General features: G+C 65.0%; 13 protein-coding genes and 1 pseudogene. 10 read left to right on the top strand and 4 right to left on the bottom strand.

What is annotated here, in order from left to right; genetic code table 11:
- Positions 1 to 147: 147 nt before the first annotated feature.
- A pseudogene (locus IG171_RS09880) lies at positions 148 to 1,539 on the top strand (IS1380 family transposase).
- A gap of 238 nt (positions 1,540 to 1,777) precedes the next feature.
- Here the strand turns inward: IG171_RS09880 and IG171_RS19255 are convergent.
- Both IG171_RS19255 and IG171_RS09870 read right to left on the bottom strand, forming a co-directional pair.
- Positions 1,778 to 2,182 (bottom strand): DUF202 domain-containing protein, encoded by a 405-nt coding sequence (locus IG171_RS19255; RefSeq protein WP_283091820.1) that lies wholly within the window; start codon positions 2,180 to 2,182, stop codon positions 1,778 to 1,780.
- The gene (locus tag IG171_RS09870) at positions 2,179 to 2,571 is read right to left on the bottom strand and encodes a DUF202 domain-containing protein (RefSeq protein ID WP_212127304.1); all 393 of its coding nucleotides are present in this window, start codon (positions 2,569 to 2,571) and stop codon (positions 2,179 to 2,181) included. The genes IG171_RS19255 and IG171_RS09870 overlap by 4 nt, the downstream gene beginning before the upstream one ends.
- Positions 2,572 to 2,764: 193 nt before the next feature.
- Between IG171_RS09870 and IG171_RS09865 the strand changes: the two genes are divergently transcribed.
- The 3 genes from IG171_RS09865 to hrpA all read left to right on the top strand — a co-directional run bounded on the left by IG171_RS09865 (position 2,765) and on the right by hrpA (position 9,036).
- The gene (locus IG171_RS09865; RefSeq protein WP_212127303.1) at positions 2,765 to 4,090 is read left to right on the top strand and encodes an Nramp family divalent metal transporter; all 1,326 of its coding nucleotides are present in this window, start codon (positions 2,765 to 2,767) and stop codon (positions 4,088 to 4,090) included.
- Between the two features lie 44 nt (positions 4,091 to 4,134).
- Positions 4,135 to 4,728, top strand: coding sequence for a DinB family protein (locus tag IG171_RS09860; RefSeq protein WP_212127302.1), 594 nt, complete (start codon positions 4,135 to 4,137; stop codon positions 4,726 to 4,728).
- Positions 4,729 to 4,800: 72 nt separating this feature from the next.
- Positions 4,801 to 9,036: an ATP-dependent RNA helicase HrpA gene (hrpA, locus tag IG171_RS09855; RefSeq protein WP_212127301.1), complete on the top strand. Its 4,236-nt coding sequence runs from the start codon at positions 4,801 to 4,803 to the stop codon at positions 9,034 to 9,036.
- 56 nt (positions 9,037 to 9,092) lie between these two features.
- Here the strand turns inward: hrpA and IG171_RS09850 are convergent, their stop codons facing one another.
- Positions 9,093 to 9,467 carry a hypothetical protein gene (locus IG171_RS09850; protein ID WP_212127300.1) on the bottom strand — a complete coding sequence of 125 codons (375 nt, stop codon included), beginning with the start codon at positions 9,465 to 9,467 and terminating at the stop codon, positions 9,093 to 9,095.
- Between the two features lie 172 nt (positions 9,468 to 9,639).
- Between IG171_RS09850 and IG171_RS09845 the strand changes: the two genes are divergently transcribed.
- Both IG171_RS09845 and IG171_RS09840 read left to right on the top strand, forming a co-directional pair.
- The gene (locus IG171_RS09845) at positions 9,640 to 11,232 is read left to right on the top strand and encodes a peptide chain release factor 3 (RefSeq protein WP_212127299.1); all 1,593 of its coding nucleotides are present in this window, start codon (positions 9,640 to 9,642) and stop codon (positions 11,230 to 11,232) included.
- 155 nt (positions 11,233 to 11,387) lie between these two features.
- A complete protein-coding gene (locus IG171_RS09840) occupies positions 11,388 to 12,473 on the top strand; it encodes an inositol-3-phosphate synthase (protein WP_212127298.1) in 1,086 nt (361 codons plus the stop codon).
- A gap of 156 nt (positions 12,474 to 12,629) precedes the next feature.
- On the opposite strand, the gene IG171_RS09835 is transcribed toward IG171_RS09840, so the two are convergent.
- Positions 12,630 to 13,157 carry a hypothetical protein gene (locus IG171_RS09835; RefSeq protein WP_249203578.1) on the bottom strand — a complete coding sequence of 176 codons (528 nt, stop codon included), beginning with the start codon at positions 13,155 to 13,157 and terminating at the stop codon, positions 12,630 to 12,632.
- Between the two features lie 283 nt (positions 13,158 to 13,440).
- Between IG171_RS09835 and IG171_RS09830 the strand changes: the two genes are divergently transcribed.
- From IG171_RS09830 to IG171_RS09815, 4 genes are all read left to right on the top strand, one after another.
- Entirely contained in the window at positions 13,441 to 15,024 is a 1,584-nt protein-coding gene (locus IG171_RS09830) for an AbgT family transporter (protein ID WP_212127297.1), read from the top strand.
- Between the two features lie 210 nt (positions 15,025 to 15,234).
- A complete protein-coding gene (locus tag IG171_RS09825) occupies positions 15,235 to 16,041 on the top strand; it encodes a Bax inhibitor-1/YccA family protein (RefSeq protein WP_349252114.1) in 807 nt (268 codons plus the stop codon).
- A gap of 260 nt (positions 16,042 to 16,301) precedes the next feature.
- Entirely contained in the window at positions 16,302 to 17,870 is a 1,569-nt protein-coding gene (locus IG171_RS09820) for a sodium-dependent transporter (RefSeq protein WP_212127296.1), read from the top strand.
- 262 nt (positions 17,871 to 18,132) lie between these two features.
- Positions 18,133 to 19,023 carry a dihydrodipicolinate synthase family protein gene (locus IG171_RS09815; RefSeq protein ID WP_212127295.1) on the top strand — a complete coding sequence of 297 codons (891 nt, stop codon included), beginning with the start codon at positions 18,133 to 18,135 and terminating at the stop codon, positions 19,021 to 19,023.

The following is a 19,023-nucleotide window of genomic DNA, read 5'->3' as shown; positions in this document are numbered from 1 at the left end:
TTGATCCACCGATGTAAGTAGCCGTTCAAGCTCGCGCGTGGAATGGAAATGCCCCTCCTGAACTGGGAAAATGGTGATGTTCAAAGTCAACATTCCCGCCCAGAAAGGGGCACCTCTCAGGTGCTATTCAACCACACCCCCGCGACTGTGTCCCACTCCTTCGACGATGAGAACCTCACCGCAACCACTGGGCTGGTCCCGATCATGGGCCTCGCCCAGAAGGCCGGCTTGCTCGACCTCGCCGAAGACCGTCTGACCGTGTCGACCACCGGCGCTGACAAAGGCGCGAACCCGGCGGCGAAACTGGCCACACTCATCGGCGGGATGGCTGCCGGAGCCGACTCGATCGATGACATGAACCTCGTCCGCCACGGCGGCATGACACACCTGTTCGACCGCGTCTACGCTCCCTCGACTCTGGGTTCGTTCCTGCGCTCGTTCGCCTTCGGCCATGTCCGGCAACTCGACGCGATCTCCTCCCGTTTCCTGGCCAACCTCAACGAACACACACCGCTGCTGCCAACCAGCGAAGACACTGGACAAGCGATGGTGTTCGTCGATATCGACGACACCGTCATCGATGTTCACTCCGCGGCGAAGCAAGGAGCCGGGTTCGGCTACCAAGGCAGCCGCGGACTCAACGCACTGTTGGCCACAGCCTCGACTGCCGGTTCCGGCCAAATTATTGTTGGTCAGCGCCTGCGCAAAGGCTCAACCTCGTCAGCCCGGGGCGCTGACAAACTCGTCTCCGACGCCCTGGCCACCACGGCCCGAATCGGCTCCGGTGCCCCGGTGCTGGTGCGTGCTGATTCGGCATACTACTCATCAGGCGTCGTCAAAGCCGCCCACGACGGCGGGGCGGATGTGTCGATCACGGTGCGCATGGACAAAAGGATCAAGGCAGCGATCGGGTCGATCAGCGACGACGCATGGACAGGCATCGAATACCCCGAAGCGATCTACGACGAAGACTCCGAGGCCTAGATCAGCAAAGCTGAAGTCGCTGAGGTCCCGTTCACCGCGTTCACCTCGAAGAAGAAGTCCCTGCACACGACGGGGCGTTTGGTGGTCCGCCGCATCCCGGAACTCAACGAGACCAAACGCGCGAGTGGGCAGGATCCCTTGTTCGACTTGTACCGGTACCACGCGTTTTTCACCACCATCGACCGGGATCGTTTCGACACAGTCGCTGCTGATCAAGTCCACCGCAGACACGCGATCATCGAGCAGATCCATGCGGAGTTGAAGAACGGGGCCTTGGCGCATATGCCTTCCGGGGTATTCAACGCCAATGCCGCCTGGGTGACGATCGCAGCGATCACGCATAACCTGCTGCGGGCTGCTGCCGGGCTCATCGGTGGACGGATAAGCAAAGTGCGCGCCCAGACGCTGCGCACGCGCATCATCGGCATCCCCGCCCGGATTGCCCACCGGGCCAGGAAGCTGATCCTGCACCTGCCCACGAAGTGGCCGTGGGCGAGGGACTTCGCACGACTCTGGCAAGCAGTGCTGAGCCCACCAAGGACAGTATTGTCCTGACCGATCCGCTCCTACTCGAGCACAACGCCGCAGGGTCTGGAGGAGACCTTGGGAAACATTTGTGGAAGAGACCGGTGAGAGACCGGAACGCTACCTCCTGCCCTCACGTCATGCTCGCGCTCGAATCCAGCCGCACCCCTTGCCTGCAAGCAGATCGGTGGATCAAGGTTTAGGCACGGGCCCGGGAGGTCCGGACGTCGGTCTCACAACGAGGAACGCCTGATCGGAGTCGGTCCGGTCAGCTCAGGCTGATCTTGATCACCGAAGCGATGCCCAGAGCCGCGATGAGGCACACGGAGGCGGAGAGGAAGAACACAGCCCACGGGCTCGGGCGGCCCCGCTCGGCCTGAATCGAGACCGCGCCCAAACGGTAGCGTCTGACCTGCATGGCGATCGCAATGATCGCCAGTGCCAGGCAAGCGACGAAGATGCCGATCGACCAGCCGTGGAAGACATTGATCCAACGAATGCCGATGAGGCTGACGACCGTCATGGTCAGGCTCGTGCGCAGCCAGGACTGAGCGGTCCGCTCCGGCTGCAGCGCCGGATCAGGGTGCGGCTGCGGCCTGGGCGGCTGGGCCCGCAGCGGCCGGGACCTGGGTGTCCGCGGTCTGCGGGGCTCGCGTCCGAGAGGAGGGATCACAGGAGACCCGCGAACACCAGCACCAGCAGGCCGGCCCCCAGCGCCGAGGCGAGACTGACGATCGGGATGATCAGCGGCAGAGGCAGAGAGGTCTTGCGCCGCATCGCCGATTCGATCCGATGCCAGCGGAAGGCGGCGCCGGAGGCGAGGACGAAGCCGATGACCATGAGCACGATCGACAGTGTGGCCCGCAGTCCGGTCGAGAAGATCTCCGAAGTGAACGCCTCAACCGCGATGCCGCCGCCGATGAAGGCCAGCGCCGTGCGGATCCAGGACAGGAAAGTGCGCTCATTGGCCAGGGTGAATCGGGGATCCGGGTCGTCTCCGTCGGGGAAGATCCGACGGGCGATCCGGCCGCGGGGGTCCTCGGTGGAATCATGATCGCTCACACCTCGAGGATAGTCGCAGACAATGGACTGCCGATGTGGAGGTCGAACGGAATCATCGAATACGATGACTGACTGAAGACGATTCCCGCCGCAGCGATGCTGTTTCGTGAACTCCTCCGTCGTGGACGCAGAAGCGACAGTCAAGAGCCGCGACCGCAGATGAGTGAGCGGCCGATGACGAAAGCGAAGCAGCATGAGCGAGAGCACTCACGGACCAGACGGTTCGGGTCCCGGCGACTCCGCCGATTCGGGAACCGTGTCCGGGATCGAAGAGGCCTCGGGCCCGGCCAAGTGGAAGGTCATCGGGCCCGGGCTGGTCGTCGCGGCCACGGGTGTCGGCGCCGCCGACATGGTCGCGACCCTGGTCGCCGGCAGCCAGTTCGGGTACGGGCTGCTGTGGGCGGTCATCGTCGGCGTCATCCTCAAGATCGTGCTCGTCGAAGGCGCCGGCCGCTTCAGCCTGGCGACCGGAAAGACGATCTTCGAAGGCTGGCGGTCGCTGGGCCGCTGGACGACCTGGTACTTCGGGCCCTACATCATCATCTGGGGGTTCGTCTACGGGGCCACGGCCATGAGTTCGGCGGCGCTGCCTCTGGCCGCGCTCTTCCCAGGGCTCAACCTCACCGTGTGCTCGATGCTCATGGGCCTGGCCGGATTCGCGATGGTCTGGTTCGGACGCTACGCCGTGTTCGAGAAGATCACGGCGGCCCTCGTCGGCATCATGTTCATCACCGTCGTGGGTCTGGCGATCATCGCCGCACCGAACGTCCCCGACATGCTCAAAGGCCTCGTCCCGATCATTCCCGAAGGCGGAGTGGTCTACACGCTCGCGCTCGCCGGAGGCGTCGGGGGAACCATCACCTTGGCCGCCTACGGCTACTGGCTGCGTGAGAAGGGCTGGCACACACCGAAGTGGATGCGCGTGATGCGCATCGACAATTCGATGGCCTATGTGATGACGGGGATCTTCGTCATCGCCATGCTCATCGTCGGCGCCGAGGTCGTCCGTGCCGCGGGCGTATCGATCTCCGCCGACGACAAGGGACTGCTCGACCTCGCCGACGTGCTCAAGGACCGCTACGGCGAGGTTGTGGGCGTTGGCTTCCTCATCGGCTTCTGGGCCGCGTCCTTCTCCTCGATCATCGGAGTCTGGAACGGCGTGTCCCTCATGTTCGCCGATTTCTGGGGCCATATGCGCAACAAGCCCGGAGGACACCCAGACACACTGACGGGCGGGAAGTACTTCAAGTTCTATGTGCTGTGGCTGACGTTCCCGCCGATGCTGCTGTTCTTCCTCGGCAAGCCGATCGGTCTGATCCTCGCCTACGGAGTCCTCGGTTCGCTGTTCATGCCGTTCCTGGCCGTCACCCTCCTCGGGCTGCTCAACGGCAAGAAGATCCCGAAGGAATGGGCGAACAAGCTGCACACGAACATCGCTCTGGCGATCACGGCAGGGCTGTTCATCATCCTCGGCGTCCAACAGCTCTACTCGGCTCTCGAGCCGCTGTGGGGCGGATGAGAGGAACACTGTGTTCATCCGGTCGTGATTGGGGCAGACTGAGCATGGACAGCGAAGAGGCGATGAAGACTGTGCTGCGGAACTCCCTCAAGCGAACGCGAGAGACGCTGATGTGGAAGCTCGAGGGTCTGAGCGAACGAGAGCTGAGATGGCCGCGGACACCGACTGGGTTCAACCTCCTCGGCGTGGTCAAACATATGGCCAATGTCGAAACCGGATACTTCGGCGACGCCTTCGACCGGCCCTGGCCACACCGGGACGAAGTGGTCTTCGATGAGGTCTTCGAAAACGATCCGCAGGCCGATTGGTACGCCACCGAGGCGGAATCCGCTGAGGACGTCCTCGACCTCTACCGGCGGGTCTGGGCCTTCGCGGACGAGACGTTCGACTCCCTGCCGCTCGACGCGCCGGGAAAGGTTCCGCATTGGCCGGCCCCGATGAAAGCGGTGACCCTAGGCCAGATCATGGTCCATGTCCTCGTCGACCTCACCCGCCACCTCGGGCAAGTCGATGTGGTCCGCGAAGGGATCGATGGGCAGGTAGGGCTGAGCGCGGCCAGTCCGAACATCCCGGAAAGCCAGGATTGGGAAGCCTACTCGGCGATGCTGCGGGAACTGGCGGAGAAAACCGGCCGGTAGACATTCCCTCCTCCTCGGCGCAGCTCGGTGGCTCCGATTGCGCTTGCGGCTGCGGCTAAGCTTGTGACTGCAATGGCACAGGAGAACTCAGCATCGTCGACCCCGCGTACCGACGCGCACACGGCTTCGTCGACTCCGCGGACGAAGCGCTCGCCTCGGCGGAAGAACCAGCGACGGAAGGCCACCGCAGCCCATCACCAGCAGCGTCGCGCCCGGCTCAAGGCCGCCCGCGCCGCCCATCCGGTCGCCGTGACCTACCCGGACGATCTGCCGGTCACCGCCGCGAAGGATGAGATCGCCGAGGCGATCCGGGACAACCAGGTCGTCATCATCGCCGGTGAGACGGGGTCGGGCAAGACCACGCAGCTGCCGAAGATCTGCCTGGAACTCGGTCTCGGCGTCGACGGACTCATCGGTCACACTCAGCCCAGACGGATCGCGGCCCGGACCGTGGCCGAACGCATCGCCGACGAACTCGACGAGGACCTCGGAGACACCATCGGCTATCAGGTGCGCTTCACCGCGCAGGTCGCCGACACCACGCGGGTGAAGGTGATGACCGATGGCATCCTGCTGGCCGAACTCTCTCGCGACAAACTGCTGCGCGACTACGAAGTCATCATCATCGACGAGGCGCACGAACGCAGCCTCAACATCGATTTCCTCCTCGGCTACCTCAAACAGGTCCTCGGCCGTCGTCCGGACCTCAAGGTGATCATCACCTCGGCGACGATCGATCCCGAATCGTTCTCCTCTCACTTCGATAACGCCCCAGTGATCTCGGTCGAGGGTCGGACCTACCCGGTCGAGGTCCGCTACCGGCCGCTCGGGGACGAACCCGATGACGACGATGTCGACGGTCCCGGTGACTCGGGCAACTACGAGACGGGGGTGGAGGAGCAGACCGACGGCATCATCGCCGCCGTCGATGAGCTCGCCGCCGAGGAGCCCGGCGACATCCTCGTCTTCCTCTCCGGCGAACGCGAGATCCGCGACACCGCCGATGCGCTGACCGACCACCTGCGCAGACGTCCGCGGATGGGCGATTGGGAGGTCGTGCCGCTGTTCGCCAGGCTTTCGGCCGGTGAGCAGCAGAAGGTCTTCCGCCCGCACAGCCGCCCCCGCATCGTGCTGGCCACGAACGTGGCCGAGACCTCGCTGACCGTGCCCGGAATCAAGTACGTCATCGATGTCGGCACCGCCCGGATCTCGCGCTATTCCAACCGCACCCGGGTCCAGCGGCTGCCGATCGAGCGGATCTCCCAGGCGAGTGCGAACCAGCGCAAGGGTCGGTCGGGTCGCACCAGCGAAGGCATCTGCATCCGCCTGTACTCGGAGGAGGACTTCGAGACCCGACCCGAATTCACCGATCCCGAGATCCTCCGCACGAACCTCGCCAGCGTCATCCTGCAGATGGCCGACCTCGGCTTCGCCGCAAGCGATCAGGAGATCCTCGACTTCCCGTTCCTCACTCCGCCGGAGGCCAGAGCCGTGCGGGACGGACGAACGATGCTGACCGAACTCGGGGCCCTGACCGGTGACGGGACCGGGAAGATCCGCGTCACCGAGATCGGACGGAAGCTCACCGTCCTCCCGATCGATCCGCGCCTGGCCAGGATGGTCATCGCCGGCGCGGAGGCGGGGTGCGGGGGAGAGGTCACCGTCATCGTCGCGGCGCTGTCCATCCAGGACCCGCGAGAGCGCCCGGCCGAGGTCCGTGCCGCCGCCGACGAAAAGCATGCCCGATTCACTCACCGAGGAAGCGACTTCCTGTCCTACCTCAACCTGTGGAACTACCTGCAGGACCTGCAGGCCGAAATGGGCTCGTCGAAGTTCCGGCGCCGGTGCAAGGCCGAGTTCCTCAATTTCGTGCGGATCAGAGAATGGCAGGACCTCGTCGGTCAGCTGCGCTCCCTGCTCGGCTCGGCCGGCATCCGGGTCGACAAGTCCGTGTGGCGGCCGAACACGGAACCGGATCAGGAACTGTCCTCACCCGAGACAGTCAGGCGCGGACGCTCCGGCAGCGATCAATCGACCGGCAAGGGGCACTCGGCCGGTGCCGGGCAGTCGGCCGGCAACCGATCGGGGTCGGGCAAGATCGGGTTCGCAGAACTCAGCGCGGCCAACCGCAGAGCCAAGAAGCAGGGGGCATCGGCACCGGCCGGTGCCGGTCAGCAGGTGTCGGCCGTCAAGCTCGACCCTCATGCCGCCGCCATCCACCGCGCCCTGCTGACCGGACTGCTGACGATGATCGGCTCGCGTTCCGAACGCCACAAGGACTACCAGGGAGCGCGCGGCACCCGCTTCGCCATCTTCCCCGGATCCGGACTGTTCAAGGTCAACCCGGACTTCGTCATGGCCGCCGAACTCGTCGAGACCTCCCGTCTGTGGGCCCGCACGGTCGCCGCGATCGACCCCGACTGGGTCGTCGAAGCAGCTGGGGACCTCGTCACCCGTCAGCATTCGGATCCGCACTGGTCGACGAAGGCCGGCGCATCGATGGTCTACGAGAAGATCTCGCTCTACGGGGTCACGCTCATCACCGACCGGAGGGTCGGCTACGGCGCCTTCGACCGGGAGGGCGCCCGCGATATGTTCATCCGCAAGGGACTCATCGAAGGCGATTGGCATGAACGCTTCGGATTCCTCGAGCACAATGCCGCTGTCATCGACGAGGCCGAGGAACTGGCGTCACGGACCCGGAACCGGCGCGTGCTCGACCAGGACGATGCCCTGTACGAATTCTTCGACGAGCGCATCCCGGAGGGGATCACCTCGGCGGCGGATTTCCGTTCCTGGTGGAAGAAGCAGAAGCGTCGGGACGCACATCTGCTCGACCTCACGACCTCGGTCCTGCTCAGCGACGACAGCGAGGAGCTGACCGCCTCGGTGGCGGCCGACTTCCCGATGGAATGGGAGCTGGCCGACGGCACCCAGGCCAAGCTGCGCTACTCCTTCGATCCCGGCAGCACCGATGACGGAGTGACCGTGGAGATCCCCGCCGAGGCGGTGCCGGCCGTCGACGCCGATGAATTCAGCTGGCAGGTGCCGGGGCTGCGCGAGGAGCTCGTGGCCGCCTACATCCGATCGCTGCCGAAGAACAAGCGACGCTACTTCGTGCCTGCCCCCAACGTCGCCCGCGAGATCCTTCCCGCGCTCACCCCGTATCAGGGCAGCCTGCCCGAGGTGCTGGCCGCGCACCTGAGCGAACGCGCCGGCGGGGGAGGGCTGAACGACCTGGTGCCGATCACGGTCACGGCCTCCGATTTCGACCGCGAGCGGATCCCCGCCCATCTGCGCATGACCTTCCGCGTCGTGGACGGGAAGAAGACCGTCGGCCTCGGCGAGGATCTCGCGGCGCTGACCACCCGGGCCGAACCCGAGGTGCGCAAGGTACGGCAGAAGCAGGCCGCGTTCACACCGACGACGGGTCTGACCGGCTGGACGTTCGGGCCGCTGGACGAACCGGAACAGGCGACGGCGGGGGTTGTGCCGGGACTGGCCGACCGGTCGCGATCGGTCGACCTGGTCGCCTTCGACTCCGCGGACGAGGCCAGGTTGGCCACGCGGGAAGGCCTCATCACGCTCCTGGCCCTGCACGCAGGTGAGACCCTGAAGTACCTGCAGGACGGGCTGACGACCGAGGAGAAGCTCGTCCTCGCCGGTCACCAGAAATCGACCGACGCGCTGCTGACCGCCCTCATCCGGGTCGGCATCCGCGGACTCGTCTCGGATCGTCTGGGACCGGCCGAATCCTCGTGGGTGGCTACGGCCGAGGAGTTCGACCGGCTGCGCACGGAGGTCCACGCCCAGCTGCCAGTCAGCTGCTCGTCGCTGCTGCCCCACCTGATGAAAGCGCTCAAGACCGCCACCGAACTCGACAGGCTGGTGACGAAGGCATCGTCATTGGCGATCCTGTCCAACCTCGCCGATGTGCAGGCCTGGCGCGGCTCCCGGCTGAGCGAATCGGCCGTGGCCGCGATGACTCCGCAGATGCTGCGTGAGCTGCCCCGCTGGGTGCAGGCCGAGGTGGTGCGCATCGCGGGAATGCAGGATTCGCCGATCCGCGACAAGCAGCTGATGGACCGGGTCACGACCAGCAGCGATGGCGTGGCCAAGAAGATCGGCAATCGGTTCCCAGCACTGGCCAAGGCCGAATGGTCGCAGCTGGTCGTGTCTCTGCCGGGGGCCTGGGTCGAGGTCGTGCTGATGCTCGAGGAGCTGCGAGTGTCTCTGTTCGCGAACTCGCTGGGCACCGCACACCCGGTCTCGGAGAAGCGCATCGCGAAGGCACTCGCTCAGCTCTGATACGGGACGCTCAGCTCTGACACGTGATGGGTGCCCCTCGCCGAGGCTTTCGAAGCTCAGGCGGGGGAGCCGGAGAAGAAGCCGCCGAAGACCCACCACAGCGGCAGGACGCCTGCGGCCAGCACCGTGGCGACGGCCCACCAGATGCGCCACTTCCACGTGCGCCGACGGGTGCCGATGAAGAGGAACGCGAGGTAGAGGATCAGGCAGAAGCCGCCGGAGAGGCTGAGCAGCACCATGACAGTGGCGTCCAACCCCGAGGTGCCGAGATCGAAGAGGTACTTCGTCACCTGCGCGATCTGGACGGAGAAGTCGATTGCGGCGGCCAGCAGCGGGATGCCCAACACCCCGGCGATGATGAGCGGCAGGGCCTTGAGCCATCGCTCCTTCGGCTCCGAACGGCCGGCATACTCTGCGAATTCCTCAGACATCGCCCACCAGCATATGAGCAGATTCCGACAGGACGCTGGACGCAATGCCGACAGGGCACGCGGCCCGCCCCAGACCGTCGGCAGGACGCACAGCCAGCTTGGGAGCAGCGGCCCTGGCCACTGTGACTGAACGGACACGCCGAGGCAGGAAGAAGGACGATAGGATGTTTCGGTGACTTCTGGCCAGTATTCCGATAAGGACATCCGACACGAGGCGTCCCGCCGACGCACTTTCGCTGTCATCTCCCACCCCGATGCGGGCAAATCGACGACGACCGAGGCGCTCGCCCTGCATGCACGCGCCATCGGCCAGGCAGGAGCCACTCACGGCAAGGCAGGCCGCCGGGCCACCGTCTCCGACTGGATGAAGATGGAGCAGGACCGCGGGATCTCGATCTCCTCGGCCGCGCTGCAGTTCGAATACCGGGACGCAGTGTTCAACCTCGTCGACACCCCCGGCCACGCGGACTTCTCCGAGGACACCTACCGGGTGCTCTCGGCCGTCGACTGCGCCGTCATGCTCATCGACGCGGCCAAGGGCCTCGAGGCCCAGACGATGAAGCTCTTCGAAGTCTGCGCCCACCGCAACATCCCGATCATCACCGTCGTCAACAAGTGGGACCGTCCCGGCCTCGACGCGCTCGAGCTCATGGACGAGGTGCAGCAGCGCACCGGTCTGCTGCCGACCCCGATCACCTGGCCCGTCGGCCAGTCCGGCGACTTCCGCGGCGTCCTCGACCGGGCCACCGGCGAGTACACGAAGTACACGCGCACCGATGGCGGTGCGACCATCGCCGGTGAGGAGACCTTCTCCGCCGAGGCGGCCGCCGACCTCGAGGGCGAGGCCTGGACGACGGCCGTCGACGAATCGGAACTGCTGGAGATGGAGGACCAGAACCACGATCAGGAGACCTTCCTGGCGGGGAAGACGACCCCGGTGATGTTCGCCTCCGCCGTGCTCAATTTCGGCATCCACAAACTCCTCGACATGCTCGTCGACTTCGCCCCCGCTGCCGAGGCACGGCTGGACAAGAACGATCACCCCCGTCCCGTCGATGCTCCGTTCTCCGGATTCGTCTTCAAGGTCCAGGCCGGAATGGACTCGAACCATCGCGACCGTCTCGCCTTCATCCGCGTCTGCTCCGGCGTGTTCGAACGCGGGGCGGTGCTCACCCACGCGGCCACCGGCAAACCCTTCGCCACGAAGTACGCGCAGCAGGTCTTCGGGCGCGGTCGCGACGTCGTCGACGAGGCCTTTCCCGGCGATGTCGTCGGACTCGTCAACGCCTCCGCACTGCGGGTCGGTGATTCGCTCTACCTCGACAAGAAGGTCGAGTTCCCCGGCATCCCGACGTTCTCGCCCGAGCACTTCATGGTCATCCGCGCCAAGGACTCCTCGAAGTACAAACAGTTCCGCCGCGGCATCGAGCAGCTCGACCACGAGGGCGTCATCCAGGTGCTTCGATCGGATCTGCGCGGCGATCAGGCCCCCGTGCTCGGTGCGGTCGGACCCATGCAGTTCGAGGTCGCCGAGGATCGGATGAACAACGAATTCAACGCCCCCTGCAGCCTCGAGCGGCTCAACTTCTCTCTGGCCCGGCGCACCACTGCCGAATGTGTGCCGACCCTGTCCCGAGAACGGTCCGTGGAAGTCCTGCACCGTTCGGACGGTGAACTGCTTGCGCTGTTCTCGGACCGGTGGCGGCTGCAGGGGGTGCAGAAGAACCACCCCGATCTCGTGCTCGAACCGCTGGTCGTCAGCTGAGACGAGAACCGCTGCCGTCGGATGCCGGTTCACGGTGTTTTTGACGGGATGGCTATTATGGATCGTCGGGGCCGAAAGCATGGGGCCCCGCTTGGGGAGACCGCCCGCCGGACAGCCCTGCGGCGCGGTGAGACCCGAAACGACAAAGGAGAACTGTGGGAACGAAATCGATTCGAGTCGCGATTGCCGGACTGGGCAACTGCGCCTCGTCCCTGATCCAAGGTGTTGAGTACTACCGGAATGTGTCCCCGGGGACGAAGGTTCCTGGTCTCATGCACGTGGAGTTCGGGGATTATCACGTCGGTGACATCGATTTCGTTGCCGCCTTCGATGTCGACGGCAAGAAGGTCGGCGTCGACATCGCCGAGGCGATCACGGCCAGTGAGAACAACACCATCAAACTCAGCGATGTCGAGCCGACCGGCATCGAGGTCCTGCGCGGACCGACTCTCGACGGCCTCGGACAGTACTACCGCGACGCGATCGTCGAATCCGATCGTGACCCGGTCGACGTGGTCAAGGCGCTCAAGGACGCCGAGGCGGACGTGCTCGTATGCTACCTGCCCGTCGGTTCGCAGGAAGCGGTGGAGTACTACGCTCAGGCGGCCATCGACGCGAAGGTCGCCTTCGTCAACGCTCTGCCCGTCTTCATCGCCGGGACCAAGGAATGGGACGAGAAGTTCCGTGCCGCCGGAGTCCCGATCGTCGGCGACGACATCAAGTCCCAGATCGGTGCGACCATTACCCACCGTGTGATGGCGAAGCTGTTCGAGGACCGCGGCGTCGTCCTCGACCGCACCTACCAGCTCAACGTCGGCGGCAACATGGACTTCAAGAACATGCTCGAACGCCAGCGCCTCGAGTCGAAGAAGATCTCGAAGACCCAGGCCGTGACCTCGAATACGAGCGCCCAGCTGTCCGATCGCGATGTCCACATCGGACCCAGCGACTACGTCGAATGGCTCGACGACCGCAAATGGGCCTTCGTCCGCCTCGAGGGCCGCAACTTCGGCGACGCTCCCGTGTCCCTGGAGTACAAGCTCGAGGTCTGGGACTCCCCGAACTCAGCCGGCGTCATCATCGACGCCGTCCGCGCAGCCAAGATCGGCCTCGACCGCGGCATCGGCGGGGCCCTCATCTCCGCCTCCTCCTACTTCATGAAGTCGCCTCCGGAGCAGAACGACGACGAAGGAGCCCACGAAGCCGTCGAAGCGTTCATCCGCGGAGACCTCGAACGCTGAAACGCCCCTTCAACCCCACGCAGAGCCGGCCGCACATGTTCTACGGTCGGCTCTGGTGTTTTCCCGCCGAGGCGCGAATCGGCAGATTCGGACTCCGGCCCGGGAGGCGAGTGCAGGCGGCTGACCGGCATAGCTGAGCCGGGCCCCGGGACAGGATCAGGCGGATCCGGATTGTCCGCGTTTGCGACCCAGGAGCCTGTCGACCAGCCAAGCGATGGCCCCGGTCACGGCACCGACGAATGTGCCGGTGACGAGGCTGGACCCCGCGGCGAAGAGGCGCACTATGAGGTTCGACAACCCGGGATCGAGGTCCGCGAGGTTCCCGCCGAGGCGGGGCGGGGCACCGTCGAACTGTGCGGTCCAGAAGATCTGATGCCCTGCGGCCAGGAGAATTCCGTAGAACGCCCCGACGGTCAACAGGGTCAGGAAGGGATTCGGCACCTTGGCCCACAGAATGACGATGATCCAGACGAGGAGCGGGCCGAAGACGAAGAGGGCGTTGGTCGCCGTGCCCTCACTGATGATGTCGAGATCGTGGAGGACGACGCGTGGTGCGGCGAGCAGGGCGAGGCCGATGAGGGCGATCAGCGGGAGTCCGAGCCGCCGTGCGGATCGGCCGGGACGGTCCGTCTGGTCGGCGGCGTTGGAAACACGGCGGTTGTCGTGCGCAGAGAATGAGTTCATACCTCAACGCTAGGCACCCCACCGGTGCGACACAGTCCCCTGAGAGCGACATCTGTCTACGTCGGATGATGACGTCGATATGCATCGCAGCGAACCGTCTCATGTCTTCGCAGGGGAGGACATCTCCCAGGATCTGGGACTGCCTCGGCGCATCCGGGATATGAGATGGCCGTGACACAACGGCATCTGTCCAGGACACTTGTCTCTTCGAAGTGATCGCACTCACATGCGAATCACTCGGCCCAGCGCACCGCGGGGTGCCATCACGACCGAGGAGACACCCATGTCGAGCAACACCGCCGGCACCGAAGAGAAGTCGCACAGCACCGCCGAACTCAGCTGGCTGATGCGACTGCTGATCGTCATCGAGAAGGTCGGCAACAAGCTGCCGCACCCATTCTGGCTGTTCCTGTCCCTGGCGGTCATCGTCATGGCCCTGTCCGCCATCTTCTCGGCCACCGGTCTGAGCGCGGTCAATCCGGCCACCGACGAGACGGTGTCGGTGACGAACCTCTTCTCCACCGAGTCCCTGCGGGAGATCGTGGCCGGGGCGACCGACAACTTCGTCACCTTCCCACCTCTGGGACTTGTCATCATCGTCCTCTTGGGCGTCGCGGTGGCCGAGCAGTCGGGACTCATCGCCGCTATGCTGCGCGGCACCATCGCCGGAGCCTCCCCGAAGTGGATCACCTTCATCGTCGCACTGGCCGGCACGGCCTCGTCGATCGCGTCCGACGCCTCGTACATGATCATGATCCCCCTCGGCGGACTCGCCTTCAAAGCGGTCGGGCGCAATCCGCTCCTCGGCTGCGTCGTCGCCTACGCCGCGACCTCGGGCGGGTACTCGGCCGCTCCCATGGTCAACTCTCTCGACACCATCCTCGGCGGGCTCTCCACTTCGGCAGCCCACATCATCGACGACAGCTACACGGTCAGCCCGGTCGCGAACTTCTATTTCAACTTCGTCTCCATGTTCGTCGTCGCCGCAGCGGTGACGCTGATGACGGAACTGGTGCTGACCAAACGCGCCGATCAGCTCGAGCTCGACCCCGAGGACGAGAACGACCCGGAGAACTTCGACGTCACGATGGCACTCGAGCCCAAGGAGAAGCGGGGTTTGGCAGTCGCCGTGATCGGCATCGTCGCCTGCGCGGCGATCCTGTTCTTCCTCGCCCTTCCGGCGGATTCCTTCCTCCGTGACGAATCCGGGTCATTCGGTCCCGAATCAGGTCTGATGGCGGGCATTGCGGGCATCATCGGCGTCGGATTCTTCCTCGTCGGCATCGTCTACGGCTACGCCACGGGATCGATCAGGAAGACAGGGGACATCCCCGACATGATGAGCAGGGGACTGCTCCCGTTCGTCCCCGTCATCGTGCTGTTCTTCGCGGCCAGCCAATTCCTCGCGCTGTTCACGATGTCCAACCTCGGCGAGATCCTGGCCATCAAGGGCGCCGAATTCTTCGGCTCGCTCAACACCGGAACCTTCGTCATCCTGCTCGGAGGGTGGCTGCTGACGGCACTGGGCGCAATGTTCCTCACCTCGGGGTCAGGACTGTGGACGCTCATGGCTCCGGTCCTCGTCCCGATGTTCATGTTGCTCTCGATCTCTCCGGAGACCACTCAGGCCCTCTACCGCATCGGCGACTCGACGACGAACATCATCTCGCCGATGAGTCCCTACTTTGTCCTCGTGCTCGGGTTCATCCAGCGGTACCGGAAGGATGCCGGCATCGGCACGCTGCTGTCATTCACGATTCCGCTGTCGTTCGCGATGTTCGTCTTCTGGGGGCTGCTGTTCTTCATCTGGTGGGCCACGGGCATTCCCTGGGGTCCGGGAGCGACGACGAGTTACCAGATGGGGTGAGCCGCCGCCCTGCGCGGTCGAGGGGACGGGAACGAGGCCGCGGGAATGAACAGCCGTTCGAAAGCGTTACGATCGTGCAACGCTCGTTGCTTCGGGCGCTCGATCTTCAGTGACCGTCCAGGTCATCCGTCTACACTGGACACGTGATTCCACTCTCGTGCGGCGCCTCGCTCGTACGTGCAACCTACTCAGATCGAAAGGATCTCGACCGTGAGTAACCCAATGATGAACCGGGCGATCAACCAGGGCGCCCAGGCCGGCCGCAATGAGCCGGTCATGTCGGACCAGGAGCTCAACGACCTGTTCAACAAGCCGGCGGCCGAGAACCGCAATGCCGGCCCGCAGGTCGCCGACCGGGCGATGACCTACGACGATGTGATGATGAAGACCGGCCTGCTCTTCGCCATCCTCCTCGGCGGTGCCGTCGTCGGCTGGTTCGTACCTGCCCTGGCCTTTCCCGCGATGCTCATCGCGCTGGTCCTCGGCCTCGTCAACGCCTTCAAGAGGGAACCGAGCAAGGCCCTGATCATCGGCTATGCGGCGTTCGAAGGAGTCTTCCTCGGCGGCATCTCCTCGTTGTTCGAGACCATGTACCCCGGCATCGTCGTCCAGGCCGTGCTCGCCACGCTCTGCGTCTTCGGCGTCATGCTCGCCCTGTTCAAGTTCAAGGGCGTACGCTACGGCTCGAAGACGAAGAAGTTCCTGCTCATCGCCGTCGGCGGGTATGCGATCTTCAGCATCATCAACCTCGGCGTGGCCATGTTCACCGGCACCGGCGGGGCCCGCAGCATCGAGATCAACATCATGGGGATGACGATGCCGCTCGGTGTCGTCATCGGCATCCTCGCCACCGTGCTGGCGGCGATGACCCTGATCATGGACTTCCAGATGATCGAAGAGGGCGTCAAGCACAGGATCCCGGAGAAGTACTCCTGGATGTGCGCGTTCTCGCTCATGGTCACCCTCGTGTGGCTCTACATCGAGATCCTGCGCCTCATCTCCTACTTCAGGGACTGAACACGCTTCCTGACACCCGTACCGCGCGGGCGTCCGGCAGGTGAAGAGAGGGCGGACCCCGATCAGGGGATCCGCCCTCTTCTCTGCCCGGAATCGGCGGGTGAGGCGCTCACCGGGGCGTTCACTTCTCTTTGCGACGCGTTGGGAGTATGGTGATGAGCACCGACAATGCAGTCGGATGAGTTCCCCGGTGACCGGTGCCGTCGGGACGGGCCGGGGTCCTTGGTGCGGTGGTGTTCCCGACGAGTGGGAGGACCATCATGGCCGTACGCACCGGCGAGTTCTTTGCGAACCGCTTCACTTTCGTCGCCGCAGCGATCGGAATGGCCGTCGGGACCGGCAACCTCTGGCGGTTCCCGCGCGTCATCGGCGAATGGGGAGGCGGAACATTCCTCATCGCCCTGATCATCGCGAATCTTCTCTGGGCGATCCCCATCCTCATGTCCGAATCGATCCTGGGCACGCACTCGCGTCTGGGAACCGTCGGCGCCTTCCGCGACTTCATGGGGCGCAGATTCACCTGGGTCGGCGGTGTCGTCGGCTTCATCGGTCTCGGCGTCGCCTTCTACTATTCGGTCGTCACCGGTTGGGCTCTGCGCTACTTCGTGTTCTCGCTCACCGGCGAGTTCGCCATGGGCACGGATACGCAGAAGGTGTGGGAGGACTTCGTCTCCAACCCGTTCCAGACCATCCTGTTCCATGCCATCGCCATCGGCCTCGTCGGGTTCGTCGTCTATCGGGGACTGAAGAACGGCTTCGAGAAGCTGCTCAACATCATCATTCCCGCGCTCTTCGTCATCCTCGTCATCCTCACCATCCGCGCACTCACTCTGCCGGGAGCGATCGACGGTCTGACCTACATGTTCGTCCCCGATTGGAGCCAATTCGGCGATGGCGAGATGTGGCGGGAGGCGTTCACCCAGATGGCGTTCTCGACCGGAGCCGGTTGGGCCCTGTACCTGACGTATTCGGTCTACGTCGACAAACGCGAGGACAAGTCCCTCAACGCCAGCGTGGTCGTCGCCGGCAACCTCTTCGCCTCGCTGCTGGCCGGCATGGCCGTGATGGGCACCGTGTTCGCTCTGCGCGGTGCCGACTTCGCGACGGAGGCCGTATCCGCCGGCGACCAGGGGTTCGCCTTCGTCTACTTCGCCGAGCTGCTCGGGCAGATGCCGGGCGGAGTGGTCTTCGGACCCCTGTTCTTCCTCGCGCTCTTCCTCGCCGGGGCATCGAGCCTCATCGCCATGGTCGAGCTCGGCACCCGCAACGTCATGGACATGGGCGTGCGGCGCACGCGAGCCGTTCCGGCGATGATCATCGTCATCTTCATCTGCGGCATCCCCTCGGCGCTGAGTCTGTCGTTCTTCACCAACCAGGACAACGTCTGGGGAATCGGACTGCTGCTCAGCGGTCTCGGCGTGGCGATGGCGATGTGGAAGTTCGGCGTGCACAGGGTCAGCGCCATGATCGAAGCGGTGGCGGACCTCCACTTCGGCCGAGCCTGGATCTTCTGCATTCGGATCTTCCCGCTGCTGTTCGTCGCTCTCTTCGGCTGGTTCATCGTCGACGCCGTCACCGGCACGGAGCAGTGGTGGAACCCGTTCCAGGAGTTCAGCCTCGGCACCATGGTCCTCCAATGGGGCCTGCTCATCATCGTCATGCTGGCCCTCAACCGCTTCCTCGCCAAGAAGGTCGTCGCCGGTCCGATGACCGAAGGTGCCGGGGGAGCATCGCCGGAGGAGGGCACCGAGGGGCCTGCGCCGGATGACGGCACCGGGGGACCGCCGCCCGCGGGAGGAACGAGCGATGCTGAAGGAGGTGAGAGGTGATGGCTGAAACGATCATCTGGACCATCGTCTTCGTCGGCGGAGACCTCGCCGTCCTCGTGGGACTGCTCGGCTTCGCGGTCCGCAAGGACAAGCAGAAGCTCGCCGCGAGCGCCGGATAGCCCGCCGAGGCGAGCCGGTCCGCATCTGCAGATCTCCAGACCGCTGTGGAGAAACGGCCATTGCCTGTGATCACATACATGCTTATGGTCGGAGTATCGAGCCGAGCCCGAGGCCGATCACCGACAGTGAGGGGGAACATTCAATGACGAAACCGACCGGCGGCGTCTTCGCCGTGCCCACGACGCCATTCGGCACCGACGGGGCGCAGAACATCGAGGCATTGACCACCCGGGTCACAGAGGTCCTCGAGACCGGGGTGGCCGGGATCCTGTGCCTCGGGGCGACCGGTGAAGCACTGGCACTGAGCGACGAGGAGCGCGAAGCTCAGATCCGAGCCGTCGTCGACGCTGCCGGAGACCGGGCGAGCGTCGTCGTCGGATGCATGGCCTACACCCCGGAGCGGATGAGTCGGCACATCGCCAACGCGCAGGCGGCCGGTGCCGATGCGGTCATGATCACCCCGCCCTTCTACGGCGGGCTCGAACCCGATACGGCCGCTGCCGCCCTGCACTCGGTGATGACGGACTCCCCGCTGCCGGTGATGGTCTACAACAATCCCCATTCGACCGGCACCGATCTGCTGCCTGAGCACCTGGCCACTCTGGCCGACACCGGACGCCTGTGGAGTGTCAAGGAGACCTCGGGAGAGGCCTCCCGAGTCCGCGAACTGCGGGCCGAACTCGGTGAGGACGTCGAGGTCTTCGTCGGCGCCGACGGAATCGCCCTCGAGGGCTTCGTCCAGGGCGCCAGCGGTTGGGTGGCCGCCTCGGCGTGGCTGCTGCCCGAGGCCTGCCAGAGGCTGTGGGCTCACGCCCGTGACGGGAACTGGGCGGCCGCCGTCGAACTGTGGCACGGCCTGTCGGCCGCGCTGGCCCAGATCGAGGACAATCCTGCGTTCATCTCACTGATCAAACAGGCACTGAGCCGCCGCAGCATCGAACAGGGGCCGGTCCGTCCGCCGCTGCCGACCGCTGACAGTCAGGCCCTGGAGACCCTGCTGGCGACGATCACCGCACTCGAGAAGGGAGACTGA

It is taken from the genome of Brevibacterium sp. SMBL_HHYL_HB1, from assembly GCF_018208375.1.
In the GTDB taxonomy this organism is placed as follows: domain Bacteria; phylum Actinomycetota; class Actinomycetes; order Actinomycetales; family Brevibacteriaceae; genus Brevibacterium; species Brevibacterium intestinavium.
The sequence above is the reverse complement of the archived record's forward strand: the minus strand, read 5'-3'. Positions and strand labels throughout refer to the sequence as shown.